This is a genomic window from Chitinophagales bacterium, from assembly GCA_016787225.1.
Classification (GTDB): Bacteria; Bacteroidota; Bacteroidia; order Chitinophagales; family JADJOU01; genus CHPMRC01.
The window spans coordinates 168,388-194,330 of record JAEUUY010000022.1 but is presented as its reverse complement, the minus strand read 5'-3'; the positions used below and the strand labels follow the sequence as shown (position 1 = coordinate 194,330).

Sequence of the window (25,943 nt, the reverse complement as noted above, 5' to 3'; positions counted from 1 at the left end):
AATTTTTTTGAAAAGACAAATATACACGAAAAAAATTATTCTTAATATTTTCCACAGAAATTCCATTAAAATCCTTCTTGAAAATCATGCGAACACATTTACATTTCTTATAAACAATTATTTTGCGATTATCCACAATTTTTAAACAAAATAGTGGGTGAATTTAGCATGTTTTTATAACAAAATTTTAGCGATAAATGACTATATTTGTAGCTTGCAAAAAAGAATTTTAGTGAATCAAGGAATGAGTGAAAATTTAGAACAAACAAACAATTATGGAGCGGAAAGCATCCAGACCCTAAAAGGACTCGAAGCGGTCAGAATGCGACCCGGAATGTATGTCGGAGGAACCGATTCTAGAGCCTTACACCACTTAGTCAATGAAGTATTAGATAACTCTATAGATGAAGCCTTAGCTGGCTTTTGTACGGAGGTTATTACAACTATTCTTGAGAATGGAGCTATGTCTATCAAAGATAACGGTCGTGGTATCCCTACCGGTATTCAAAAAGATACTGGACGAAGTGCTTTAGAACTCGTAATGACCGAACTCCATGCCGGTGGTAAATTTGATAAAAATTCATACAAAGTATCTGGTGGTCTCAATGGAGTAGGGGTATCCTGTGTGAATGCACTTTCTTCCCATTTGAGAGCGGTAGTGCATCGGGAAGGTAAAATTTTCGAACAGGAATATCGAGAAGGTAAACCACAATATGATGTCAGAGAAATCGGTACCTCCAATGATACAGGTACGGAGGTCATATTCCAGCCAGATGCGTCTATTTTCGATACCGTAGAGTTTCGCTATGAGTTTCTAGCTAATAGAATGAAGGAATTGAGCTTTTTGAATAAAGGAGTCAAGCTCATTCTGGTGGATGAACGTGTAAAAAATGAGGATGGTCAACCAAAACAAGAAACATTTTTTAGCGAAAATGGTTTGATTGATTTTGTGAGCTACCTAGACCAGTCGCGCACTGCTATTCTACCTAAGCCGATATTCATAGTAGGGGAATCTGAAGGTGTAGTCGTGGAGGTTTCCTTTCAATACAACACAAGCTACACGGAAAATATTTTCTCTTTTGCCAATAATATCCAAACCATTATGGGTGGTACGCATGTCAATGGTTTCAAACGAGCTATAGCCAAGTGCTTAAAAGATTATGGCGACAAGAATGGAATTTTTGCCAAGATGAAAGTTTCATTATCTGCCGAAGACTTCCGAGAGGGTCTGACAGCTATCGTTTCTGTAAAAGTCCCTAATCCTCAGTTTAGGTCTCAGACAAAAGATGAATTGAGCAATGCCGAAGTAACAAGTGTAGTATCGCAGGCAGTTACTGGAGTTTTAGAATATTATCTCGAAGAAAATCCAAAGGAATCGAGAGTCATCTTAGAAAAAGTCATGATAGCTGCCAATGCACGTCATGCTGCTAAAAAAGCTAGAGAATTAGTTCAGCGAAAAACAGTATTAACTGGCTCAGGTCTCCCTGGAAAACTAGCGGACTGCTCCGAAAAAGACCCTGGATTGAGCGAAATATTTCTCGTAGAGGGAGACTCGGCAGGTGGTACAGCCAAGACTGGTAGAGATAGAAAATTTCAAGCTATCATGCCACTGCGTGGAAAGATTCTAAACGTGGAAAAAGCTTTGGAACATAAGATTTATGAAAATGAAGAAATCAGAAACATATTTACTGCACTCGGTGTGAGTATAGGTACTGAGAATGATCAGAAGCAATTGAATATAGAAAAACTGCGTTATCACAAGATAGTCATCATGTGTGATGCCGACGTGGATGGTTCGCATATTACGACTTTGATTTTGACCTTCTTTTTCCGATTTATGCGTCCCTTGGTAGAGAGCGGGTATGTCTATGTAGCTTCACCACCTTTATATCAGGTAAAAAAAGGCAAGAAAATGCAATACTGCTGGAATGATAAGCAGCGAGATGAAGCCATCAAAGAACTTGGAGGTGAATCAGGTGGAGGTGTCGTAGTGCAGCGTTACAAAGGTCTTGGAGAAATGAACCCCGAACAACTTTGGGAGACTACCCTCGACCCTGAGCGCAGAATATTGAAAAAAATAACCATAGAAAATGCAGTAGAAGCAGATCATGTATTCTCCATGTTGATGGGCGATGAAGTACCACCTCGAAGAGAATTTATTGAACAAAATGCCATCTATGCCAATATAGATGTATAAAAATATGGTGTCCTGTAAATACAAGGTCAGCCTTGTCTCTACAACAAATGAAAAATTAATAGCCAATTAACCAATTGTAAAAAATAAATGAATATTGTAATTATGGTCGCACAGCTATTATTGTCATTGACAATACTAGTTTTTGTGCATGAGTTAGGACATTTCCTCGCAGCTAAATTTTTCAAAACAAAGGTCGAGCGATTTTATCTCTTTTTTGACTTTCTATTCCCTATGCCGAATGTATTAAACTTCGCTTTATGGAAGAAGAAAATAGGAGAAACTGAGTATGGTTTCGGCTGGTTTCCACTCGGTGGATATGTATCCATAGCAGGAATGGTTGATGAAACTCAAGATGCTGAAAAGTTGAGTTCACAACCTGAACCTTGGGAGTACAGAAGTAAGCGAAGTTATCAAAAAATGATCATCATTTTAGGTGGTATCATTTTTAATTTGATATTTGCGGTACTCATTTTCGCAGCAGTCATAAAAGTTTTCAATAAAGAATACTTGCCTGCCTCACAATTAAATAATGGTGGAGTTATGGTTGGCGATGTAGCCAAGTCTTTAGGATTTAAAAATGGAGATGTGATTGTCAAGGTCAATGGAGAAACTCCTGAAAGATTTGATGACCTTGTGCCTATAAATATTCTTTTTGGTGGAGAATATGAGGTATTACGCAATGAAAACGGAGTTGAAACGACAAAAAAAATAACAATTCCGGATAATTTTTACAAGAAGTTTGATAAGAATCTCTTCTATCCGTTATACCACACTCTGTCTGCAGAGGTTGTAGTTCCTGGATCTAATGCTGAAAAGGGTGGTTTGAAAGTGGGGGATAAAATTTTATCTGCAGCTGATATTACCGTTATGCATTTCGATCATTTTCGCCAGATTTTAGATTCCAATAAGAATAAAACCATTAATCTATTAACTATAAGAGGGAAGGATTCTTTAAGTTTGAAAGTATTGGTGAGCAATGATGGTAAAATTGGCTTCCAGCCTGGATTTCAACTTTTAGATAGTAAGTATAAAATGAAAGATTATTCTATAGGACAAAGTTTGAAATATGGCTATAGTGAGTGTGTAAAACTTTTTACATTACAACTAGTGAATGTAGTAAAAATATTCAAAGGAGAGGTCGAAGCGAAAGAAAGTGTTGGCGGACCAATTGCTATTGCGAAACAATTTGGGGTTGAGTGGAATTGGCATAGGTTTTGGCTTTTCACCGCTATGATTTCAGTAGGGCTTGCTTTCGCTAATTTGCTCCCTATTCCGGGCTTGGATGGTGGGCATGCCGTAATTATTACCATTGAAGCTATAACACGTAAACCAATTAATCCTAAAGTTTTACAGATATTGCAAACTATTGGCACGTATTTGATACTTGCATTAATGGTATTCGTTTTTTATAACGACTTAACAAAAAAATAATTTAATAAATAACACAACATGAAATTAGAAGATGTAAAATACACGCGCCCTGATATCGATAGCTATGAGCAGGCGGTGAAAGCAGCTATGCAGGAGATGCAATCTTTATCAGATTACGAGGCTTATAAAAAGAAATTTTTAGAAGTCAATCAAATGACAAAAAATATCTTCGGTAGTTATACGATAGTGAGTGTTCGCTATAGTATGAATACAGCGGATAAGTTCTATGAAGATGAGCAGAATTTTTTCGATGAGGTGCTGCCTAGAGTACAAAAAGTCAATACCGACTTTACCAATATGCTTCTAGATTCTAGTTTTAAGAATCAATTAGCAAGTGAGTATGGTAGCCAGTTTTTAGACTTAGCTGAATTGAGTAGAAAAACGATATCAGAGGAAGTGATGCCCCTACTTCAAAAAGAAAATCTGTTAGTTTCAGAGTATCAGAAACTGACTTCCCAGATCAAAATAGAATTTGAAGGCAAGACCTACAACACGAGCGGTATGGCTCCATTGATGGAGAATACAGATAGAGATTATCGTAAGCGTGCTTCTAAGGCATTATATACAGAAATGCTCAAAAATCAACCTGAACTCGATCGTATTTATGATGAATTGGTCAAAATAAGAACCGAGATTAGTGCTAAATTAGGTTATAAGACCTTTACTCAAATGGGCTATGACCGCATGGGTAGAACCTGCTACGGACCAAATGAAACCGCTAAATATAGAGATTTTGTATTAAAATATATCACACCTCGAGCGAATGAATTGAAAAACAAAGTAGCTAAAACCCTCGGAATTGAGACTCCTTATCAATATGATGGTTTGCTCTTTCCTGATGGTAATCCTACACCCAAGACTTCACCAGAGCAGATGATAGCTGATGCTCAAGTCATGTATAATGAATTGTCGAAAGAAACGGGTGAGTTTTTCAATATGATGCAGGAGAAAGGTATGTTGGATTTATTGAATAGAGAAAATAAATCTCCAGGAGGATATTGCACCTATGTCGATGCTGTAAAATCACCATTCATTTTCTCCAACTTTAATGGAACGTCTCACGATGTCGATGTATTGACACACGAAGCTGGACACGCTTTTCAATGTTATTGCTCAATGCATTTTGAGTTAGGTGAATACTATTTCCCTACTTCAGAGTCAGCTGAAATTCACTCTATGAGTATGGAATTTTTCGCTTGGAAATGGGTGGATAAATTCTTCATTCAAGATACCGAAAAATATAAATTAGGGCATTTGATGAAATCCTTTCTTTTCCTACCTTATGGAGTGACGGTAGATGAGTTTCAGCATAGAGTATATGACAATCCTTCTATGACACCAGAAGAGAGACGAAAAGTATGGCTAGAAATACAGGGTAAATATATGCCTTGGGTGCAATATGACGATGCTCCATTCCTCGAAAATGGCGGTCGATGGCAGAATCAGGGACATCTGTTCTTTTCACCTTTCTATTATATAGATTATACCTTAGCCCAGCTATGTGCCTTCCAATTTTATAAGAAAATGAATGAAGATTTCAACGGTGCATGGAAAGATTATTATGATCTCTGCTGTGCTGGAGGTAGTAAGAATTTCCTAGAATTATTGCCAATCGCCAAGTTAAGTTCTCCATTTGACGAAAATGGGTTCAAGGCGACATCTGATTTTGTGTTTTCTGAAATAGAAACGATGTTTTCACAATTTCACAATAAAACACAATCGTAAAATTTCTCTAATCGATTAAACTTTTTATCTCTTTATTTATCTAAACTAAATCATTTTAAATTTTAAACACATGGGACTATTTTCATTTATCAAAGATGCAGGCACAAAACTTTTTGGAGGTGGTGATTCTGCAGAAGAACAAGCAGCAAAAGCTACAGCCGAAATCAAGAGATTTCAACTTTCAGAATCTGTTTCTGCTATCGTAGAAGGGGATCAAATCACATTGACAGGCGAGTGCCCTACCCTACTAGCTAAGCAGAAGGTATTGACTATAGCTGGCAATATAGCTGGCATAGCTAAAGTTGTAGATAATATGACGGTAGCGGAGCCTGCTGCTGAATTATCAGACTCTAATTTTTATGATGTGAAACCTGGAGATAATCTCTCTAAAATTTCTAAAGAAGTTTATGGCGATCCTAATAAGTATAATACGATATTCGAAGCCAATAAACCTATGCTTACACACCCTGATAAAATCTATCCAGGTCAGAAGTTAGTGATTCCGGCATTGGGATAAATAATTTTTAAATTGAAATAATGACAAGCACTTCCATTTGGAGGTGCTTTTTTTATATATAAGATTGGTATTGGATTTTACACACTTTTTTGAACAGTATCAAATACAGCTACGGCATTTACCATAGCAAGGTTTTAAAATGGGTTGGACCATTTTAAAACCGCTATTGGTATAAGGCAGACGGGCTCTACTTAATTGTGGAATATGGATTTAAAGAAATTAAGGCTTTACTACAGTGGAAGAAGTCAAAGGCTCTTTCACTTCGCCATATATTTTTATCAGACTGATAGGATTTTTCTGATCATTGGAATAAACAGTAATGGTCTTCGAGAATTGTCCAACGCGAGTTGTATTGTATCGAATTTTTATTACGGCTTTTTTCTTTGGGGCAATAGCTTCAGTAGGGCAATTAGGCACGGTACATCCGCAGCTAGCTCTGCAACTATTTATAATTAATGGATAGTTTCCAACATTGGTCACCGTAACCTCTCTAAAAGGATTTGAATCATACTCGATAAGACCAAAATTGATTTCAGTAGCACTAAATTGAATAGTCCCAGCCTCTATAGCGTCCTGAGCGTGAGCACTGATATAGGATATGCAAAAAAACCAAACTACAAAATATTTATTCATTTACGTCCCTTTCTATCTTAGAGATACAAAGTTGGTGAAAGTTTAGTATTCCTTAGGGTTAAAAAGACTAAATGATAATCAAAAAAAAGAAACTATTCTTAATTTAATACTTCTTTTACGGCTTCTGCGGCTTCACGCAATAAGATGGCAGACTTTACTTTCAAGCCACTCTCATCTATAATCCGTTTACCTTCCACAGCATTGGTACCTTGAAGTCTAACAATGATGGGAACGGGGATATTTCCTATGGATTTATATGCATCTACTACACCCTGAGCCACACGATCACAGCGAACTATACCACCGAATATATTAATTAAAATTGCTTTCACATTGGAATCTTGCAATATAATTCTAAAGGCTTTTTCTACACGTTCGGCGTTTGCTGTTCCACCCACATCAAGAAAGTTTGCGGGATCTCCACCGCTTAGTTTAATGATATCCATGGTAGCCATAGCCAATCCTGCACCATTGACCATGCAACCAACGTTGCCATCAAGTTTTACATAGTTAAGATCGTAACTTACGGCTTCTACTTCTGTAGGATCTAATTCACGTTTGTCCTCCTTAGCAGCAAGCTCCGCTTGTCTATAGAGGGCATTGTCATCTATGGAGATTTTACCATCTACAGCTATTATTTTATCATCGGATGTTTTGAGACATGGATTAATCTCCACCAGAGTAGCATCAGCACCAACATAAGCATTGTAAATGTTTTCTACAAACTTGACCATCTCTTTGAAAGCATTGCCTTCTAATCCTAAATTAAAAGCAATCCTTCTGCATTGATAACCTTGAATGCCTATCAAAGGGTCAATATACTCTTTATGTACTTTTTCTGGATGAGATTCAGCTACTTCTTCTATCTCCATACCCCCTTCGGTAGAATAGATAATTACATTTTTCTTCGTAGTTCTATCAAGTAGGATCGAAACATAAAATTCTTTGATTTTTTCTTGTTCCCCATAGTATACATCTTCAGCTATCAAAATACGATTGACAATCTTTCCCTGTTCCCCTGTCTGAGGGGTCACGAGTTTCATTCCTAATATTGCAGATGCTTTTTCCTTGAGCTCTTCTGCATTTTTTGCAAGTTTCACCCCGCCACCTTTTCCTCTTCCACCGGCGTGCACCTGAGCTTTTACTACATACCATTGAGTGCCTGTTTGTTCCGTGAGAGCCTTACCTGCATTGACAGCATCTTGCACAGATTCTACAGCTATACCTTCTTGTATTTTTGCCCCGTACTTTTTTAATAATTCTTTCGCTTGATGTTCGTGGAGATTCATGGAAAATCTAATTTAATTGTGCAGTTTTGGAATAAATTTAAAAACTTTGCGAAGTTATAAAAAAACATTTAGTTGAAAATATAATTTATTGACTGCAACTCCAATTATTTCTGCAAAAAATATCAAAAAGACCTACAACTATTTGACAGTTTTGGATGTGGAAAAGATTTCTATAGAATCTAATTTAGTCACAACTATTATAGGACCATCAGGAGCAGGCAAGAGCACATTGCTTCATATTTTAGGAACCTTGCTGAAACCGACAGAAGGAGAAATATGGTTGCAAAATGAGTGTATTTCCAATATGAATGACAATCAGTTAGCATGGATTCGCAATCAATTTTTAGGCTTTATTTTTCAAACTCATCACCTGCTACCTGAGTTTAATGCGATTGAAAATGTATGTTTACCTGCATTAATAGGAAATAGAAATGAAGTAGATTATTTATCCAAGGCCAAAGAACTGCTTGATTTTATCGGATTGAAAGATAGAATGCTACATAAACCTACTGAGCTAAGTGGAGGCGAGCAGCAACGAGTTTCTATAGCAAGAGCATTAATCAATCAGCCAAAAATAGTTTTCGCAGATGAGCCTACAGGTAACTTGGACACGCACAACGCACAAGGAATACATGAGTTATTTTTCAAACTAAAAAAAGAATTTGGCTATACATTCCTCATAGTGACTCATAATCCTGAATTAGCCAAAAATAGTGATCGTATTATTGAAATGAAAGACGGTAAATTGGCTTAGCTGTGAGGTACAATTCTACCTGTAACAAAGATTTTGTATTGGACAGATTTTTTACTACCCCATTTTTGCTTTTAACTTATCTAAAATCGCTCTCTTTTTCTTTTTATATTCACCGAAAGAAATCATAGACTTCGTTTCTTCATCCCACATATTGGCAAAAATAGTTTTGAAACTTTGTGTCAAAGTGAGAGGTATACAATACTTCTGGAAAATAGGATTTTCTATACTGCATTTTCTCAAATTATAAAAAGGAATTGTAGGTGCTAAATGATGAATATGGTGATAACCAATATTTCCTGTCATAAAATGAAGGAACCGCGGCAATTTATAATAAGTACTCCCTCTAATTGCTGACAATAAGTAGTTCCAATTTTCTTTACCTTCTTTATATACTTCTTTGTATTGGTGCTGGACATAGAAAAACCATAAAGCCATAGTGCCAAAAAAGAATAGATTTATAAACTGTACTAAGAAGAAATTCTTCCACCCCATAAGCCAACCAAGAGCGATGTAGGCTATAGTGAAAAGAACATTATTTACCGTGACATTATTTTTTACTTTTTCAAAATATTCCCCAGATAAGAAACGGAATCGATTGAAAAGTGTTACATAGCTAAATCCTCCTAAAGTAAGAATATATAGCGGACTTCTATAGATTCTATAACGAATCTTCTTTTTCCAATTGAGCGCCGCATATTGTTCCGTTGTCAAGCATTCGAAATCTCCAATATCACATGTCTCTAATTGGCCATTATGTGCATGGTGAAAGTCGTGAGATTTAGCCCAGTATTGATAAGGTATGATGGTGAAAAAGCTACATATAGTACCAATAGTATCATTCAGCCATTTTTTGGCAGTGAATGATTTATGACCACAATCATGCTGAATTATAAAAATTCGACCCAATGCCAGTCCATTAAATAATCCTATAAGAACTACCCACCATGCAGAATACCCTTTATAAAGCAACCAAAACTGCAATGCCCAAACGCTGCCGTACATTAAAAAGGTTATAGCAGTGTGAAAAAGTGCTTTTTTGGTACTAGGTACTTGGTACTCACGAATGATTTTATGCCAATCCTTTAGGTCTTGTTTAATGTTTTCATATAATTCCTGATTCGCGCTTGCAATTGCTGCATTCATGGAGATAACTAATTTAAGACTTTAAGGTACAAAATTACTCAATTTAGGCTAAACGGCAAGTTTAACTTTATCTAGACTTATAACATCATATAAATCAGTCAGAAATTCTTCGCTTGGCTTAATCTTAAAGGCCAAACTTTTAAATTCTATGGCTATCACTGGATTTTTGAGTTCTTCTTCTGCTATATCCAATGGTTCTTCATCAGTGGTGATTTCTATTTTCGATATGGGCGATTCCAAACTCAATACCACAGGGATATTCCCTTGGTGTTTTTTAAGAACATATTCCAGTCGAGCTATGGTTTCCTGATTGGTTTCAGACAATAATAAAGATATCGTAAATTTATTCGCTTGTTGAAAGAAATTAGACTCAGGTATCACAGATTCTATTTTCATGAATTCTATGAGACGATTCTCATTCTTAGGTTTAAATGAATCCCATTTAACTTTTAACATCACCGCCTTACCATCTTCAATATATTTCCCAAACTCGTCGTAGTTTTTGTCTCGAAGAGTAAATGACATATTGTCTTCAAGACCTACTAATTCAAATTTTAAATATGGTTTCTGGTTCGTGCTGGTTCCTTTGACTATATCTTTTACCATGCCTAAAATTATTTCCGTTTTCTTAGAAAGTTTCACCTCTTCAAAAGCGGGCATAGTGATGTCGGAAATCAATTTTTTATATCTATCTAAAGGATGTCCGCTCATATATAGACCCAATACCTCTTTTTCTTTCTCTAGTTTTTCGAGTTCAGAAAATGGTGAAACTGAAGGTGGTGTAGGCTTTTCTACCATATCTTGAAAGGACTCACCAAAAAGATTAGTCTCATCCACCTTTGACCTATTCAAATCATTAGCATATCGAATTAACTTTTCAATAAAGGATTGGGTATTTTCAGCACCAAAATATTGTTCTCGCTTGACTTCAGAGAAACAATCCAAAGCACCTGAAATAGCAAGTGCTTCCAAGACTTTTTTATTGGCATTTTTACTTCCCATGCGTGAGACAAAATCGTATACATCCTCAAACCGACCCTTGGTCTCTCTAATTTGAACCATTTCCTTTATGACATTCTCGCCCACCCCTTTAATAGCTGATAGTCCAAATCGAATTTGTCCCTTCGCATTTACAGTGAAAATATAATTACTTTCATTGACATCTGGACCCAGTACCTCTAACCCCATTTTCTTAGAAACCTCAATATATTTTTTTATATCATCCGTTTTATCCATATTATTTGACATCAGACCAGCCATAAATTCTGAAGGGTAGTTGGCCTTTAGGTAGGCACATTGATAAGCAATCAATGCATAGCAGGTTGAGTGCGATTTATTAAAGGCGTATTGAGCAAATTTCTCCATATCCGCCCATATTTTTTTTGCCTTGTTTTCATCATGTCCATTCGAAACACATCCGTCAATAAACAAAGTAAATAGCTTATCCATTTCTTCTTTAATCTTTTTTCCCATTGCCTTACGCAAAGAGTCTGCCTGTCCTTTAGTAAAATTAGCAAGTTTCTGAGAAAGTAGCATCACCTGTTCTTGGTATACCATAATGCCATAGGTTTCTTCTAGAATTTCTTTACTAGCTTCTATATCATACGAAACTTCTTCTGTGCCGTGCTTACGTGCTATATAGTTTGGAATATAGTCCATTGGGCCTGGTCTATATAGGGCATTCATAGCTATGAGATCGGTAAACCTGTCGGGCTTTAATCCCCTTAAATTTGATTTCATGCCATCACTTTCAAATTGGAAAATACCATCTGTATTCGCTTGTTGAAATATGACATAAGCTTTTTCATCATCTAGAGGTATATTTTCAATATCTATTTCGATTCCATGCCTAGCTTTTATAATGGACAATATATCTTTTAAAATACTTAAGTTTTTGAGACCTAAAAAGTCCATTTTTAGGAGGCCTACCTTCTCCACTATATCTTTATCGTATTGTGTTACCAGCATTTCACTATCTTTAGCAGTAGACAGAGGAATCAGCTCCTTTAGATCTTGTGGTGCAATAATAACCCCACAAGCGTGAACGCCTGTGTTTCGGACAGATCCTTTTAGTTTTATAGCTGTATCTACTACCGTTTTATAAGTTGAATTCTCCGTATAAAGTTGTCTGAATGTATCGGCTTTTACTCTATCCGTTTCTTTCATTGACTTTCTCACTTCTGGATACTTGCTGTTATCTAGGATAGTAGGTAAATCATGATCTGGTACAGCCTTGGCTAAGACATTAGTTTCTAAAATAGGGACATCTAATACTCTGGCTACATCGCGTATGGCCATTTTCTCTTTCATAGTTCCATAGGTAACAATTTGAGCTACATTGTTTCTTCCATATTTCTCTACGACATAGTCTAAGACACTTTGTCTGCCTGCATCTTCAAAATCGATATCAATATCTGGAAAACTCACACGCTCTGGGTTCAGAAATCGCTCAAAGAGCAAACCATATTCAATAGGATCTACTTGAGTGATGCCTAGACAATATGATACTACGGAGCCTGCTGCTGAGCCTCTGCCAGGTCCTACTGATACCTTCATGCGGCGAGCTTCGGTCAGGAAATCTTCTATGACCAAGAAGTATCCCTCAAACTTTGAATCAAAAATAGTTTTTAATTCTAATTCTATTCTATCAGAAATTTCTTGTGTTATCTCTTTATAACGTTTCCTAGCACCTTCATATACGAGATAGCGCATGTATTCGGCTTGCGTACTATAGTTTGAGGGCACTAGAAAATTAGGCATCATAATTTGACGCTTCAAATCGAGCTTCTCTATCTTATCCACAATGTGTAAGGTATTATCTATACTTTGTGGAACATCTGAGAATAACTTTTGCATTTCAGCTGTCGTCTTAAAATAAAATTGATTGTTGGGAAATCCAAATCTAGTTTCCGCATTATAGCCTTCTTCATCGTCAGATTTAATAGGTAGAGACTTCTTAGACCCTGTGTTAATGCATAATAAAGTATCATGCATGTCACTATCGGCCTCATCTACATAATGGGAATCATTAGTAGCTATAATTCTGACATTGTATCGTTGTCCCCATTTAATTAGAATCTGATTGAGATCTTCCTGACTTAACCCAGTTCCATTTATATTTTCAATCTGATGTCTTTGAATTTCTATGTAATAATCCTCTCCGAATAAGTCCAGCCATTCTTTAAATACTTGTTCTCCTTCTTCTTCGCCTTTATTAAGGATGGTTTGTGGCACGATGCCTCCGATGCAACATGTCGTAGCAACGAGTCCTTCTTTGTGCTGTTTTAGAAGGTTTAAGTCTATTCTGGGAAATTTCCCATACAGTCCCTCCTTGTAAGCAAGTGAAGTCATTATGGTTAAATTCTTGTATCCAATCTCATTTTTAGCTAATAACAACTGGTGGTAGCGTTTGTCTCGTTTGCCAGTTCCAGCAAATGAGGTCAAATGCATGTCTTCTACCATATAAAATTCGCAACCTACTATGGGCTTGATATTTTCTTTATTACAGGTATTGACAAACTCGAAAACTCCGAACATGTTACCATGGTCAGTAATAGCGGCAGCAGGCATACCATCTGTAGCTGCTTTTTTAACCATTTGATTTATACCTGCAGCTCCATCTAGAATGGAATATTGGGTGTGACAATGAAGATGACAAAAATCAGACATAAGCAAATTTAAGGACTTGTGGCTAGTCAATAATGGAATAGTAATGACAAATTATCCACAGTTTTGTATGAGCTTGATTTTTATGCAAAAATGATACTATTGTATATTAAACTTAGTTATATTTGTGGAGTCAAAACGACTATATTTTCATAACATAAAATTATATTTCAATGAAAAGAACAATTATTTTAATGGCTGGTCTAAGTCTTATGATGACCACTAGCTGCAATCAAGAACCAAAAATGCCTACAGATGAGGAAATAGCCCAGAAAGTTCAAGATAAGTATGGTGCAGAATTAAACACCCTGAAAGAACTTAAAAAAATGCAATGTGATGAGTCTATTAATCAACAAGTAAGTGAAAGATTAGCCGCTTCTCAAACTCCCGCGCCAGCTACCAAGTAATATTTAAATTTATTAAACATAAGATCAAATGAAAAAAATTAATCTAATACTAGTAAGTGGAGCTTTTTCCACTCTAATGCTAATTCAGAGTTGTCAACAACCAGAAGCAGATCAGGCAACTATAGATGCTAAGGTGACAGAAGCCTATAATGCAGAAAAAATGAAAGTGGAAAATGAGGCTGCTACTGCTTGTGAAGATGCCATCAATGCGCAGGTTAAAATGGTACAGGACTCTCTTTCACATTTGAGTGCAAAGGCTCAAGCGGATCTTTTAGCTAAAACACAAAGAGAGTTGAAAGCTGCACAAATGAAAGCGGAGGCTTTGAAGAAAAAAGCTGTGGCTGATGCTAAGAAAACAGCTGAGAAAGTGAAGACAGTAGATAAGACTCCTGCAAAACCAGTGCTAGATGCAAAAGGCAACCAAGTAGGAACAGCTGTGACAAGAGGTAGTGATGTCAAATCGGATCCAGCTATTAAACTAGATGACAAAGGTAACCAACAAGGCACTTCGGTTACGAGATAAAAAAAAGACTCCATTAAGGAGTCTTTTTTTTTATTTAGTTAGCTAAGAATTTATTTTTTTAAAGTAGTTTCACAATTATGTAAACCAGCTGTATTAGAAGCGGTATATGTAAACTTCCAACTTCCATCAGTTTGTTTAACACCTTTGCCCTTGAAGGTCACACCGCATTGAGGAGTTTCTTCTAACACAATTTCTCCATTCGTTATGTTGCCATAACAAATGACATCAGTTACCACACCACCATTAGAGCAACCAAAATATTGATTCAAGTTTGTAATTTTTACTCTAGATACAGCTGGCACGTCAGCGACAATAGTTGTAGTGCCAGTTCTAGCATTTGGTGACGAACCTATAAGTGCAGTAGAAACCTGATTCCATGACCCAATGATTGACGTCATGACTAAGGTCGAACAATTTGTTCCAGAATATCCCGCATTACATTTACAATTACAATTTGAGCCACTAGCCTCTAAAGTACCGTTGCCACTGCATAAAGTAAGTGCACTTTTATCTTTGCATGGATCAGAAGAACAAGAGGAAATTACAAGAGCTCCAAGAGCCATGAATGAGTAAATTAATTTTTTCATTATTATTTATTTTAATTTTTTAAATCACAAATATATTATAAATGCTAGACATGTAAGCTTAAATTTTTTTCATTCTATACTACAAATTGAGTTATATTTGCAGAATAACCAATGAGTATGGAAAATTCTGAGACATTTTTAGGCTTAGAAAAGGACTTATTATCCACCATTTTGAGTACATCGCTTACTATTGTAAGTATTTTTCTAGCAGTGACCATAGGGTATTATGTTTACCATTACATATTTGAAAAAAAGAATAAAAAAAACAATTAAATATGCAGAAATTGCTGAATGGAAAAACCGTTATAGTCACAGGTGGGAGTAGAGGTATAGGAAGAGCTATTGTACTCGAACTAGCGAAGGAAGGTGCCAATGTGGTTTTTTCATACCATTCTAGTGAAGCAAAGGCTATGGAGTTAGTTCGGGAAATCGAAAATTTAGGTTCACTAGGCTTGGCCGTGAAAAGCGATGCTTCTTCTTTTACAGCTGCTAAGGAACTTTGCGATGCTGCCATTGGCAAGTTTACAACTATTGATGTAATAGTCAATAATGCTGGTATAACAAGAGATACCTTGCTTATGCGCATGAATGAAGAACAATGGGACGAGGTCATCAACAATAATTTAAAGTCAGCCTTTAATTTGACTAAACACGCATCTGCAGTAATGCTGAAGCAAAGAAAAGGCAGTATCATTAATATTACATCGATCGTAGGACTAAAAGGACAAGCAGGTCAGGTGAATTATTCTGCATCCAAAGCTGGGATGATAGGATTGACAAAGTCTGTGGCGGATGAGCTCGGTTCGCGTAATATTAGATGCAATGCTATAGCTCCTGGTTTTATTCAAACTGAAATGACCGATGAATTGCCAGAGGATCTTAAGAAAAAATATTTAGATCAAATTCCTATGAAACGATTTGCGACTGCGGATGAGGTAGCTAAAGTAGTAGTATTCTTAGCCTCCGATATGAGTTCCTATGTCACTGGACAAATTATCGGCGTTTGCGGTGGTTTGGCGAGATAAACTAGATAGGCAAGCTAATATTTTTTTGCAAATTCACAGGCATTGCGTCTACAAAAGTAAAAGTATCAAGTCCTTTGAAATTAATATTTTAGCTTGGTTAAGTTGTATTTCAACAATCTAACTATCTTTGTAGCAACTATTTTGATATGCAAAGAATAGAATTCCTACAATCTAGCTTTATCGCTGGTGTTTCAATACCCCTACTTCAGTCCTATAGTCATCTTTGGAAGGGAGTGGATGCCCCTTTTGAAAAGTTAACCCTTATTCATACCAATGATACACATAGCAGAATTGATCCATTTGAAGACGGAGAGTATAAAGGATTAGGTGGTGTAATAGCTAGAAAACAGGCTATTGATGAAGTTAGAACAACAGAGAGCAATACTCTTTTATTAGATGCCGGTGATATTTTTCAAGGGACTCCCTATTTTAACATGTATCAAGGTGAGATAGAAATGAAGGCTATGTCCTACCTAGGATATGACGCAAGCACTATAGGTAATCACGATTTTGACAACGGAGCAGCTAATCTCGCTAAACAAATGGACCATGCCAATTTTCCATTTATTATTAGCAACTATGATGTGACAGATTCTAATCTAGCCAATAAGGTAGCACCATATATTGTTTTTAATAAAGGTAAAATAAAAGTAGGGGTTTTAGGCATTGGGATAGAGCTTGATGGACTTGTAAGTAAGAAAAATTATGGAAATATCATTTATCAAGACCCAGTTGAAGTAGCAAATAGGTATGCAAGAATATTGAAGGAAGATGAGAATTGTGATATAATTATTTGTTTATCACATTTAGGTTATAGTTATAAGAGTAAAAAAATTAGCGATTTAATTTTGGCAGAAAAAGTGGACAATATTGATGTAATAATTGGAGGTCATACGCATACATTTTTAGATTGCCCGACCCTAGTTCAAAAACCTGAAAAAAAATTTGTCATAATAAATCAGGTGGGCTTTGGCGGCATAACTCTCGGCAAATTAGATATTTATTTTAACAGAAACAAAAAAGCAATCGAGAAAAACCTATCTAATTTGATAAAATGTCAGATTTAAGCAAAAAAAACTCTAGTTATTCACATTAAATTGTTCATATTCGCACCACGGAAGTGAAGAAAATTTCTTAACAGAAAAATAACAATAAAATTTATGTCTGAAAATTTTGAAAAGGTGTGGGCAAAATGTCTGGAGGTGATAAAGAGTAATGTATCATCTCAAGTTTATTCTACATGGTTCGAACCTATTGTGCCAGTAGCATTAGATAAAGATATTTTGACTATACAGGTGCCTTCTCAATTTTTTTATGAGTGGCTCGAAGAACACTATGTGACTATTATTCGGAAAGCATTGATGAGAGAAATTGGCGAAAAAGCTAAACTTGAATATCGCATTCTACTTGATAAAAATGATAGCAAGAGTGCCATCTCTTACCCAAATACTAAAGGAAACTCTAGTGAAAATTCTGAGACATTTATGCCAATAACTGTAGGTAATCAAATTCGCAATCCTTTTGTAATTCCTGGTATTAAAAAGGTCAGCATAGATTCACAGTTAAACCCTATTTTTACCTTTGAAAGTTTTATAGAAGGCGACTGCAATCGATTATCTAGAGCTGCTGGTTATGCCGTAGCTAAGAAACCTGGAGGCACAGCATTTAATCCATTGTTTCTATATGGTGGCACTGGAGTGGGGAAGTCCCATTTGCTGCAAGCAATAGGTAATCAAATAAAACAAATTACTCCGAGTAAAACGGTTCTATATATACAATCGGATAAATTTATTAATCAATTTATCGAGTCTGCTAAGAATAACAATACACATGAGTTTATCAACTTTTATAATCTCATCGATGTTTTGTTAATAGATGACATTCAATTCTTTTCTGGTAAAGAAAAATCTCAGGAGATATTTTTCAATATATTTAATCACCTACATAATAATGGTAAACAATTAGTCATTACTTCTGACAGAGCTCCAAAAGATATGGATGGGATAGAAGAAAGATTGTTGTCCAGATTAAAGTGGGGGCTGCTCGCTGAAATGGGAATGCCAGATTACGAGACGCGCTATTCTATCCTTGAAAAAAAGATGTATGCTGACGGAGTTATATTACCTAAAGAGGTAGTTGAGTATGTAGCCTTTAATATCAATACTAATGTGAGAGATCTAGAGGGTGCCATGATAGCCCTTCTGGCGCAAGCTTCACTTGTGAAGAAAGATGTAGACATAGATTTAGCCAAGAAAATAATTAAAAACTATGTCAAGTCCGTATCCAGAGAAGTTTCTGTAGAGTATATTCAGAAAACAGTTTGTGAATTCATCGGTGTAAATGCGGATTTACTCAAACAAAATACACGGAAGAGAGAGGTAGTCAATGCCCGACAAATCTCTATGTATTTAGCAAAAAAATACACCAAAAATTCACTGAAAGAAATAGGTCGTCATTTTGGCAATAAGGATCATAGTACAGTCATTCACTCCATTCAAGTGGTAGATAATCTTCTCGAGGTAGATAAGAAATTTAGAGAAGACCTAGAAGAGCTCAAGAAAAGAATTAATTTGAGCAATTTATAAGCCAAATAAAAAAATAATTATATATTTGCACTCCTTTTTAGCAGGGAGTTGCTAAAGGTGAGGTGGGTGAGAGGCTGAAACCACCAGTTTGCTAAACTGACGTACGGGAAACTGTACCGCGGGTTCGAATCCCGCCCTCACCGCAAAATTAATTAGGGATGTAGCGCAGTCCGGTAGCGCACCTGGTTTGGGACCAGGTGGTCGCAGGTTCGAATCCTGTCATCCCTACATTAGTTAAAAAGCCTTGCAGAAATGTGAGGCTTTTTTGTTTTCTATTAGTCAGTGTTTATAGGGTTTTCAAGGGATTTATTTAATTTCTTATCCTATATAGTTCTTCTCAAATTCAAGTCAATTTTTAATAATTACTGACACTAATTTGTACACTTTTTAAAAGTGTCTTGACACCTTTTTGACACTTTTCAAGTTCATTAAATCCCTTTATCAATAAGGGTTAAGAGCATTAGCTTTTATTTTCATTAACAAATCTTCACACACTTTTAAATGACACCTTCAAAAGGTGTCAAATCATTCACTTTTTAAACTAATCTCAATATGGCTACAAATAGCTTTACATTGAAGTTTGTAGTTAAAACTGAGAAACAGGACAATTTTGGATTAGTTCCCATATATGCTAAGATGTATATCAATGGTCAGAAATTAGAACTATCCACTAATAAAAGAATAGAGTCTTTTAAATGGGATAAATACAATAAGAATGCTAAATTTGACAATGACCTAAATGAGTTCCTTGAATTGTTTAAGACTAAAATGTATAATACTTATTCAAAGGCTTTATTAAATGATGAGTATTTGACCCCAGAGTTATTTAAAACAATGCTAAAAGGAGTCAAGAAACCTACTCAAATAGTCCACTATCTCATAGAAACAGCAACACTTCATAATACCAATTTTGAAAAAATGATAGGAATCAAATATTCCTATGGTAGCTACAAGAACTACAAATCCACTCTCAAATATCTGAAAGAGTTTGTTCCTATTTATTCTGGTAATAAGGATATTCCTTTAGAAGAAGTCAATTATAACTTCTGTGAAGCCTATTATGGTTATGTAACTACAGAAAAGACTTGCACCACTAATGGAGCAAATAAGCAAATTCAGAGATTGAAGAAAATTATCAACTATGCCATAAAGCAAGGATTTATCTCAAAAAACCCTATGGCTACTTTTACCCTTGAATTTAAACAAGTAAATAGGGTTATTCTTACTATAGAGGAACTTAAAAAGCTTATCCAGTTTGATTTTCAAAGACCTACTTTGGAGAAAGTTAGAGATGTATTCATATTCCAATGCTTCACAGGTTTATCTTATGCAGATATTAAAACCTTGAATTTAAGGGATATTGAAGATAATCTCATTAAAATGGATAGAGCTAAAACTGGCAATAAGTTTGTAGTTCCATTACTTCCACAAGCCTTAGAGCTAATAGATAAGTATGCTGACTATGAGAATGCTACTAAACCAATCTTTCCTGTACTATCCAATCAGAAGATGAATCTAAACTTAAAACTGATACAGGAAATAGTAGGAATCAAGAAGTCCTTAACCACTCATATAGGCAGACATACATTTGCTACAACTATAGCTCTGGCTAATGGAGTACCTATAGAAACTGTATCTAAAATGCTTGGTCATACCAAAATCTCTACTACACAAGTTTACGCAAAGGTTTTGGATGATAAGATTATCAAGGATATGGATAAGCTTAAGGATAGATTTTGAAAAATGGGATTTTTACTAACATAATGGTGTAATCTCTATTGTTATATATATATTATTTTATATTTTATTCTAATCTATGACAATAGAGATTTTTTCCATTTTTCAACTTCTAATGTAGGTGGTAGGCCTATGTTTTCGTGTAAAACCTTTGAAAGAATTCCTTTTACATATTCTTCATTGCCCTCAGTAGTCACTATTGAATCATGAATAGTTAAAATTAGCAAATCTGGGTTTTCTTCAGAAATAATTTTACAAGCTTTATGCAATACAAGTTTAGCTTCTAGATTTTGAAGAAAACAAGCCAATGAATTATGTTTCTCATACTTTAGTAAATAATAGGCTTCAAATATTGAAGGAAATGTAGTTTTTAGAACATTTGTATAGCCTTGAAAATGCCAATAATCATTTTTGCTAAAAAGAAGACTTATCAATATTTTTTTAGCTTTTTTTCTAACTATTTTTGGATCTAAATCCAAATCTATTAAGGAATGGTTTTGCAAAGCACAGCCAAAATATTCATAAATAAGTCCATTTGAAATAATTTCTAAAAAGTCTTTTGTGTCTTGTTTTTCTCCTAATTCAACTAGTTTATTTTCAAAATTGGTATAATTATTATCATTTCTAAAAATTGGATTATAATACTTGATTATATTTTCACAATTATTCAAATCAAAATGAAATTTACTAAATAAAATTGATGATAAGTAAGGTTGAGAGTTTTTAATATCAATAGCAACTAGATTTTTGCCATTGTATCTAATGAACTGCCTAAGTTCTTTTTTAATTTGAGTAAGAACTGTATATAATCTTCCTGCATTATTATCTATGCTATATTGAAAATCTCCTCTATGTAACTTGTGAATTACAATCATTCTAGAACAAAACTTTCTATTTGCTATTCTCTTTTTGACTTTATTTTTTAAGTCTTTTTTATACTCATTTAAGAGATAAGTTGAAGCTCCCTCAAAATCTATAGTTAAGTTTTTGTTTAACCACTTTGTAATATATGGCAATTCCTTATTAATAATTGAATCTCCATTATTTTCAGATTCAATTTCAGTATTATCAAGGTCAATGAATTTAAGTATGCTTTTTATAAGAGTATATTTTGTAATTTCAATTGGTTTCACTTTAGTTTCATAATTAAGATGATATCCATACCCCTTTGACTTCCCTGTATCTTTGATATAATGATTATCAGTTTCAATTATTTTATTTTCAATTAGATAGTCTAAATATAATCTATAGTCTTTAATCCTTCTCTGAACTAATGGAGAATAGAATTGAGTAAATTCACTAATCAATTCCTTATTCCTAGAAGGAATATCATTAATCAAACTAATGAGATAGATAAAACAATCCCTATGATGCTTAAAATTGGGGGGCTTTTCAGATAATATTTTATCAATGTCTAAATTCTCTGGAATGTATAATGTTAAAACTTTTGGTACATTCCACTTTACTTGATTTACATAATTTGAATCAAGATTTTCTGCACTGTTTAGGCAAAGTGCTTTCCTTTTTGCTTTTTTATTATAATTCATTGTAATACCATTTGGTACTACAATGCCACTAGGGAATTTTAAGTTGAGATATAGATTTAATCTATTCTCTAGAGATAATACTTGATAAAATCAAGATGGTTCACACCCACAAATGTTATTCTCAATGAACTATAATGACTGCAAAATTAAATCAAAAAATATTTATTAATCAATTAAATTTTTTATTAACCCATTAAACCCTTTTAAATTATGCAATTAAGAAAAAGTCAAAAACAATTTACAAAAATCAGAATGGCTTTACAAGCTCCAAGTGGAGGAGGTAAAACTATGTCAGCATTATTGATAGCCTATGGACTATCTAATGACTGGGAAAAAGTAGCTATAATAGATACAGAAGCAGGAAGTGCAGACCTCTATTCTAGCTTAGGTAAATACAATGTATTACCTCTAGATAATCCTTATAGTCCTGAAAACTATATTAAGGCAATAGACCTATGTGAAGATGCAGGTATGGAAGTGATAATTATAGATAGTATCTCTCATTTATGGGAATATCTATTGGATTATCATTCTAATATGGCAGGAAATAGCTTCACAAATTGGGCAAAAATAAATCCAATGCTTAAAAGCTTTGTAGATAAAATTCTTAGCAGTAAATGTCATGTTATCTGTACTTTGAGAGTGAAACAAGATTATGTACTTAATCTTAAAGATGGTAAGCATATTCCAGAGAAGGTGGGTTTAAAGTCAAACTTTAGAGATGGATTTGATTTTGAGATGACCATAGTTTTAGATATTGATATCAAGAATATGGCTACAAGTTCTAAGGATAGAACAAATCTATTCTCTTCAAAACCAGCTTTCAAATTAACCCCTGATACAGGTAAACTTATCAAAGAATGGTGTGAATCTGGAATAACAATAGAAGAAATACAAAAAGAAATTCAAGCTACAAAGAATGTAGATGAATTGAATGAAATCTATAAAAGATATTCCTATCTATATACCCACTTACAAGCTGATTTTGTTACTAGAAAAGCTGAATTAAATAGCAGCAATAAAGCTGTTATAGCCAATGAATTACTTAACCCTCAAAATTTTTCTAACAATGGAACTACAACTTTATAATGAAGATACAGCAGTTATTGCTAAAAAAGAGTACCAACATAAGCCTTTCATAGAAGCAAATACACAGGAGGTGTCAATAGCTCATTTAAAGAATGACTGTATAGTGCCAGTATTCAGTAAAGACTGTGAAAGGACAATTTCACATTCTGACTTTATTGAGATTACACAATTCTGTGTATCTAAATTGTTCCCTAATCAAAGAATAGACACTCCAGAATTAAGGGTCTCACACCCTTTAAAAGGAAGGGTTGCAGAGGCTGTGAATAAACAAGTTAATGAATTATTAGACCATGAGAAAACTCTCTATTATGAAAGAATGGCTTTCATTGTTAGAATCCCTAGTATTACTGAAACTATCAATGGCAATGAACTTGCTTTAACTATTGGAGGAGTAAGGTCATATAATCAAGAGAATCTCTACAATAAGAAGTCTATGGAGAAATTCAAGTTCTTTATAGGTTTCCAGAATAAAGTATGCTGTAATTTGTGTGTAAGCTCTGATGGTTTTGTGGAAGAAATGAGAGTAGGTAGTTTGGAGGAAATGAGTACAAAGATTGTACAAGTAATCCAAAACTATAATATGGAGAAACATATCTATGAAATGCAGGATTTAACTAGTAAAGCTCTTACAGAACAACAATTTGCTCAATTATTAGGTAAAACTAGACTATATCAGCATTTACCAAAGATAGAGAAAACCTTAATCCCAGAACTAAACTATAATGATGGTCAATTTAGCAGTATAGCTAGAGATTATTATCTTGACAATAGCTTCTGTAGAGATGAATCAGGAGATATAAATCTATGGAATGTTTACAACCTCTTTACCTCTGCAAATAAGAGTAGTTACATAGATAACTTCCTTACAAGACAAGTAAATGCCTTTGAATTTACAAATGGTATAAAGTCTGCTTTAGAACAAGACTCCCCTTATAGCTGGTTTATCAACTAGCTAATTTTAAAGAAAATTGATTGCAATCTGTCCAATGTCTTGTTGATGATACCATAACTTTTAGGTAATGAGAACAATCTGGACTCTTTAGACACCCAAATATCTATAGAATTTCTATAGGTAGTTGGGTGTTTTTTTTAACTTTACCATTAAAAATATATGAAATATTTTAAATATTTAGCTTTAATACTCCTTTTAGCTCAACTTCAAGCTTGTGGGGTAGCCCTTAGATTTTTTCAAGCTTTTGTAGCAGAAGAAACTGGATTGGCTGTATTAGGAGATTTATCAATAGTCAGAAGTGCAGGAAGATTTGTATTAGGCAGTAGAACTATTTTTAAATCAAGGATTAGAAATTTAAGAAAATATACAGTCAGAGGTAAATCTGTTATAAGATATCCAAATCCAAAAGGAAAGGGCTTTATTAATCTTTTTGGACTTACCAATGAAGGTTATTTGAGAGATTTGAAAACAGGAGAAGTCTACAATATTAAACTAGAAGAAGTAGGAATTGTAAATACAAGAGCTAATCAAATTAATTTAAGAAGCACCCCAGAATTGAAAGGGAATTCAAATGTAATTGCTAAACTGAAAGATTGTGACCTTGTAAAAATAGTTAGGCAAGAAGGAGATTGGTATTTAGTTGAATGTAAAGAAACTTTCCAAGGTTGGGCACATAGAACATTAGTTCAAAAGCTAAAAGATGAAGTTAAAGATGCATTAAAAGACCAATTGAAGGACTATTTGACTAATTATTTTGAAGATACAGTAAATTATAATAATCCATATGTTGGATATCAAACTGAAAACTTTAATGAAAATTATTCTCCAATAAATAATAGTGGAATAGTTGCTCCTAAGGTTAGTGGAATAATAGCTAGCAGTAATGGAATAACAGAACCTAGAATAGGAGATGGTACAAGTTCTTTTTTAAATCAAAACAATTCTAAATTATACTATACCCAAAATAATGGTATCTTATATTACTACACAGAATTTCAGTTAATTGAAGGAATCTATAATGGAACAGTTTTTAGAAACTCAATGGTATCAATGAGCCCTAATTTAAATCCTACCTATTATGCATTTGATATTCAGGAATTAAAGTATCATTTTGAGGTTAAGTATGCTGAAGATGCTAATCAGAATACTATTTATACAATTCATTACCTAAGTGGAGCCTATCAATTGTATTATAGACAAATTATTGAGGGATTAAGAACTCAAAGGATTGATCCTCATACTTGGATAACTAGAGGATATGATGGTGCAAAGAGTGAGATTCAAAATTTTGGTGAATTTAAAAGGTTTGTTCCTAGATATAATGGTCAGTAAAATAAAAATAGGCACTATTAACCTTGATTGGTGCAAGAAACCTAAAATTTTCCTAGATAATATAAAAGAATCCATTAAGTCACAAAAATTTGACTTTATAGTAATTACTGAAAATATTGAAGATTTCAATTTTGACCCTTCCTACAATACATATCATACAAATCCTATACCAATAGAGGAAGAATATGAGTATTTGCATTATGGTGAATATTTAGGTGGTAAAATACCAGTAAGAGTTTCCATTTATACCAGACATAAAGCAATATGTAAATATAAAGTTTGTGACCCTAGGACTTCAATAGCTTACTCATTCTATGTAGGTAATCTAGTTTTCATTCTTTATGGCACTATTATAGGTACATATGGAATTAAATATCAAAAAGAATTAGCATTAAAAGAACTAGAAAATTTTAAAGAAGATGTCAAGTACTTGAAAGCAATTAATAGAAATCTTATTATTGCAGGTGACTTAAATACCTCATTTATTAATAGTGAAACTCATAGTCAGTTAAGTCAAATAAATAGTAGAAAAGAGATATTAGATTTTGCACAGAGTGAAAGTTTAAATAATACAACAGCCAATATACCAAATAATATTGACCATATTATTACAACTAATAGAATATCTGAGTACTACAAGGTAGAAGTGCAAGAATTTATTAATTCAGAATCTCTTAAAGACCAATATCATAAAGGAATTCAAATTGAACTAACTCAGGTTAAGGATGAAAGAGCTTATTAATTTTAAGTTTAGCATTATATTTACATTGCATTAAATTGATACTTAAACATTAATCCACATTC

Annotated in this window: 21 protein-coding genes and 2 tRNA genes; 17 read left to right on the top strand and 6 right to left on the bottom strand. The window is 34.2% G+C overall.

The window, feature by feature from the left end; all coding sequences use genetic code 11:
• The first annotated feature begins 244 nt into the window (after positions 1–244).
• The 4 genes from gyrB to lysM all read left to right on the top strand — a co-directional run bounded on the left by gyrB (position 245) and on the right by lysM (position 5,870).
• Complete coding sequence (gene gyrB / locus JNL75_08695; protein ID MBL7789886.1) at positions 245–2,197, top strand: DNA topoisomerase (ATP-hydrolyzing) subunit B; 1,953 nt, start codon at positions 245–247, stop codon at positions 2,195–2,197.
• Positions 2,198–2,284: 87 nt separating this feature from the next.
• Positions 2,285–3,628, top strand: a complete 1,344-nt coding sequence (rseP, locus tag JNL75_08690; GenBank protein MBL7789885.1) for an RIP metalloprotease RseP — start codon at positions 2,285–2,287, stop codon at positions 3,626–3,628.
• Positions 3,629–3,646: 18 nt separating this feature from the next.
• On the top strand, positions 3,647–5,353 hold the full coding sequence (locus JNL75_08685; GenBank protein MBL7789884.1) for a M3 family oligoendopeptidase: 1,707 nt from the start codon (positions 3,647–3,649) through the stop codon (positions 5,351–5,353).
• 70 nt (positions 5,354–5,423) lie between these two features.
• Positions 5,424–5,870 (top strand): peptidoglycan-binding protein LysM, encoded by a 447-nt coding sequence (lysM, locus tag JNL75_08680; GenBank protein ID MBL7789883.1) that lies wholly within the window; start codon positions 5,424–5,426, stop codon positions 5,868–5,870.
• A gap of 219 nt (positions 5,871–6,089) precedes the next feature.
• Here lysM and JNL75_08675 read toward each other — a convergent pair whose 3' ends face one another.
• Together JNL75_08675 and sucC are read right to left on the bottom strand one after the other, a co-directional pair.
• On the bottom strand, positions 6,090–6,503 hold the full coding sequence (locus tag JNL75_08675; protein ID MBL7789882.1) for a DUF1573 domain-containing protein: 414 nt from the start codon (positions 6,501–6,503) through the stop codon (positions 6,090–6,092).
• 98 nt (positions 6,504–6,601) lie between these two features.
• Positions 6,602–7,792 (bottom strand): ADP-forming succinate--CoA ligase subunit beta, encoded by a 1,191-nt coding sequence (sucC, locus tag JNL75_08670; protein MBL7789881.1) that lies wholly within the window; start codon positions 7,790–7,792, stop codon positions 6,602–6,604.
• A 103-nt stretch (positions 7,793–7,895) separates the two neighbouring features.
• On the opposite strand from sucC, the gene JNL75_08665 reads away from it, so the two are divergent.
• Positions 7,896–8,546: an ABC transporter ATP-binding protein gene (locus JNL75_08665; GenBank protein ID MBL7789880.1), complete on the top strand. Its 651-nt coding sequence runs from the start codon at positions 7,896–7,898 to the stop codon at positions 8,544–8,546.
• 54 nt (positions 8,547–8,600) lie between these two features.
• Here JNL75_08665 and JNL75_08660 read toward each other — a convergent pair whose 3' ends face one another.
• Positions 8,601–9,689, bottom strand: coding sequence for a fatty acid desaturase (locus tag JNL75_08660; GenBank protein ID MBL7789879.1), 1,089 nt, complete (start codon positions 9,687–9,689; stop codon positions 8,601–8,603).
• A 48-nt stretch (positions 9,690–9,737) separates the two neighbouring features.
• On the bottom strand, positions 9,738–13,358 hold the full coding sequence (gene dnaE, locus JNL75_08655) for a DNA polymerase III subunit alpha (protein ID MBL7789878.1): 3,621 nt from the start codon (positions 13,356–13,358) through the stop codon (positions 9,738–9,740).
• A 170-nt stretch (positions 13,359–13,528) separates the two neighbouring features.
• Between dnaE and JNL75_08650 the strand changes: the two genes are divergently transcribed.
• Together JNL75_08650 and JNL75_08645 are read left to right on the top strand one after the other, a co-directional pair.
• Positions 13,529–13,762: a hypothetical protein gene (locus tag JNL75_08650; protein MBL7789877.1), complete on the top strand. Its 234-nt coding sequence runs from the start codon at positions 13,529–13,531 to the stop codon at positions 13,760–13,762.
• 28 nt (positions 13,763–13,790) lie between these two features.
• Positions 13,791–14,285 (top strand): hypothetical protein, encoded by a 495-nt coding sequence (locus tag JNL75_08645; GenBank protein ID MBL7789876.1) that lies wholly within the window; start codon positions 13,791–13,793, stop codon positions 14,283–14,285.
• A gap of 50 nt (positions 14,286–14,335) precedes the next feature.
• Here the strand turns inward: JNL75_08645 and JNL75_08640 are convergent, their stop codons facing one another.
• Entirely contained in the window at positions 14,336–14,872 is a 537-nt protein-coding gene (locus tag JNL75_08640) for a hypothetical protein (GenBank protein ID MBL7789875.1), read from the bottom strand.
• Positions 14,873–15,147: 275 nt separating this feature from the next.
• Here JNL75_08640 and fabG point away from each other — a divergent pair, with 275 nt between their 5' ends.
• The 6 genes from fabG to JNL75_08610 all read left to right on the top strand — a co-directional run bounded on the left by fabG (position 15,148) and on the right by JNL75_08610 (position 20,222).
• Positions 15,148–15,897, top strand: coding sequence for a 3-oxoacyl-[acyl-carrier-protein] reductase (gene fabG / locus JNL75_08635; protein ID MBL7789874.1), 750 nt, complete (start codon positions 15,148–15,150; stop codon positions 15,895–15,897).
• A 146-nt stretch (positions 15,898–16,043) separates the two neighbouring features.
• Positions 16,044–16,964 (top strand): metallophosphoesterase, encoded by a 921-nt coding sequence (locus tag JNL75_08630; protein ID MBL7789873.1) that lies wholly within the window; start codon positions 16,044–16,046, stop codon positions 16,962–16,964.
• A 93-nt stretch (positions 16,965–17,057) separates the two neighbouring features.
• Entirely contained in the window at positions 17,058–18,482 is a 1,425-nt protein-coding gene (dnaA, locus tag JNL75_08625; GenBank protein MBL7789872.1) for a chromosomal replication initiator protein DnaA, read from the top strand.
• 56 nt (positions 18,483–18,538) lie between these two features.
• Positions 18,539–18,625, top strand: a tRNA-Ser gene (locus JNL75_08620).
• 11 nt (positions 18,626–18,636) lie between these two features.
• Positions 18,637–18,710 (top strand) — tRNA-Pro (locus JNL75_08615).
• A 324-nt stretch (positions 18,711–19,034) separates the two neighbouring features.
• Positions 19,035–20,222, top strand: a complete 1,188-nt coding sequence (locus tag JNL75_08610) for a site-specific integrase (GenBank protein MBL7789871.1) — start codon at positions 19,035–19,037, stop codon at positions 20,220–20,222.
• 74 nt (positions 20,223–20,296) lie between these two features.
• On the opposite strand, the gene JNL75_08605 is transcribed toward JNL75_08610, so the two are convergent.
• A complete protein-coding gene (locus tag JNL75_08605; protein ID MBL7789870.1) occupies positions 20,297–21,766 on the bottom strand; it encodes a hypothetical protein in 1,470 nt (489 codons plus the stop codon).
• Positions 21,767–21,976: 210 nt separating this feature from the next.
• Between JNL75_08605 and JNL75_08600 the strand changes: the two genes are divergently transcribed.
• The 4 genes from JNL75_08600 to JNL75_08585 all read left to right on the top strand — a co-directional run bounded on the left by JNL75_08600 (position 21,977) and on the right by JNL75_08585 (position 25,881).
• Positions 21,977–22,855: an AAA family ATPase gene (locus tag JNL75_08600; protein MBL7789869.1), complete on the top strand. Its 879-nt coding sequence runs from the start codon at positions 21,977–21,979 to the stop codon at positions 22,853–22,855.
• Positions 22,836–23,807 (top strand): DUF3871 family protein, encoded by a 972-nt coding sequence (locus JNL75_08595; GenBank protein ID MBL7789868.1) that lies wholly within the window; start codon positions 22,836–22,838, stop codon positions 23,805–23,807. Before JNL75_08600 ends, JNL75_08595 begins: the two co-directional genes overlap by 20 nt.
• A 159-nt stretch (positions 23,808–23,966) precedes the next feature.
• The gene (locus tag JNL75_08590) at positions 23,967–25,139 is read left to right on the top strand and encodes a hypothetical protein (protein MBL7789867.1); all 1,173 of its coding nucleotides are present in this window, start codon (positions 23,967–23,969) and stop codon (positions 25,137–25,139) included.
• Complete coding sequence (locus JNL75_08585; GenBank protein ID MBL7789866.1) at positions 25,114–25,881, top strand: endonuclease/exonuclease/phosphatase family protein; 768 nt, start codon at positions 25,114–25,116, stop codon at positions 25,879–25,881. Before JNL75_08590 ends, JNL75_08585 begins: the two co-directional genes overlap by 26 nt.
• Positions 25,882–25,943 lie beyond the last annotated feature (62 nt).

Coding starts and splice junctions, on each gene's coding strand:
- gyrB (MBL7789886.1), top strand. CDS start 245: ATGAGTGAAAATTTAGAACAAACAAACAATTATGGAGCGGAAAGCATC.
- rseP (MBL7789885.1), top strand. CDS start 2,285: ATGAATATTGTAATTATGGTCGCACAGCTATTATTGTCATTGACAATA.
- JNL75_08685 (MBL7789884.1), top strand. CDS start 3,647: ATGAAATTAGAAGATGTAAAATACACGCGCCCTGATATCGATAGCTAT.
- lysM (MBL7789883.1), top strand. CDS start 5,424: ATGGGACTATTTTCATTTATCAAAGATGCAGGCACAAAACTTTTTGGA.
- JNL75_08675 (MBL7789882.1), bottom strand. CDS start 6,503: ATGAATAAATATTTTGTAGTTTGGTTTTTTTGCATATCCTATATCAGT.
- sucC (MBL7789881.1), bottom strand. CDS start 7,792: ATGAATCTCCACGAACATCAAGCGAAAGAATTATTAAAAAAGTACGGG.
- JNL75_08660 (MBL7789879.1), bottom strand. CDS start 9,689: ATGAATGCAGCAATTGCAAGCGCGAATCAGGAATTATATGAAAACATT.
- dnaE (MBL7789878.1), bottom strand. CDS start 13,358: ATGTCTGATTTTTGTCATCTTCATTGTCACACCCAATATTCCATTCTA.
- JNL75_08650 (MBL7789877.1), top strand. CDS start 13,529: ATGAAAAGAACAATTATTTTAATGGCTGGTCTAAGTCTTATGATGACC.
- JNL75_08645 (MBL7789876.1), top strand. CDS start 13,791: ATGAAAAAAATTAATCTAATACTAGTAAGTGGAGCTTTTTCCACTCTA.
- JNL75_08640 (MBL7789875.1), bottom strand. CDS start 14,872: ATGAAAAAATTAATTTACTCATTCATGGCTCTTGGAGCTCTTGTAATT.
- fabG (MBL7789874.1), top strand. CDS start 15,148: ATGCAGAAATTGCTGAATGGAAAAACCGTTATAGTCACAGGTGGGAGT.
- JNL75_08630 (MBL7789873.1), top strand. CDS start 16,044: ATGCAAAGAATAGAATTCCTACAATCTAGCTTTATCGCTGGTGTTTCA.
- dnaA (MBL7789872.1), top strand. CDS start 17,058: ATGTCTGAAAATTTTGAAAAGGTGTGGGCAAAATGTCTGGAGGTGATA.
- JNL75_08610 (MBL7789871.1), top strand. CDS start 19,035: ATGGCTACAAATAGCTTTACATTGAAGTTTGTAGTTAAAACTGAGAAA.
- JNL75_08605 (MBL7789870.1), bottom strand. CDS start 21,766: ATGAATTATAATAAAAAAGCAAAAAGGAAAGCACTTTGCCTAAACAGT.
- JNL75_08600 (MBL7789869.1), top strand. CDS start 21,977: ATGCAATTAAGAAAAAGTCAAAAACAATTTACAAAAATCAGAATGGCT.
- JNL75_08595 (MBL7789868.1), top strand. CDS start 22,836: ATGGAACTACAACTTTATAATGAAGATACAGCAGTTATTGCTAAAAAA.
- JNL75_08590 (MBL7789867.1), top strand. CDS start 23,967: ATGAAATATTTTAAATATTTAGCTTTAATACTCCTTTTAGCTCAACTT.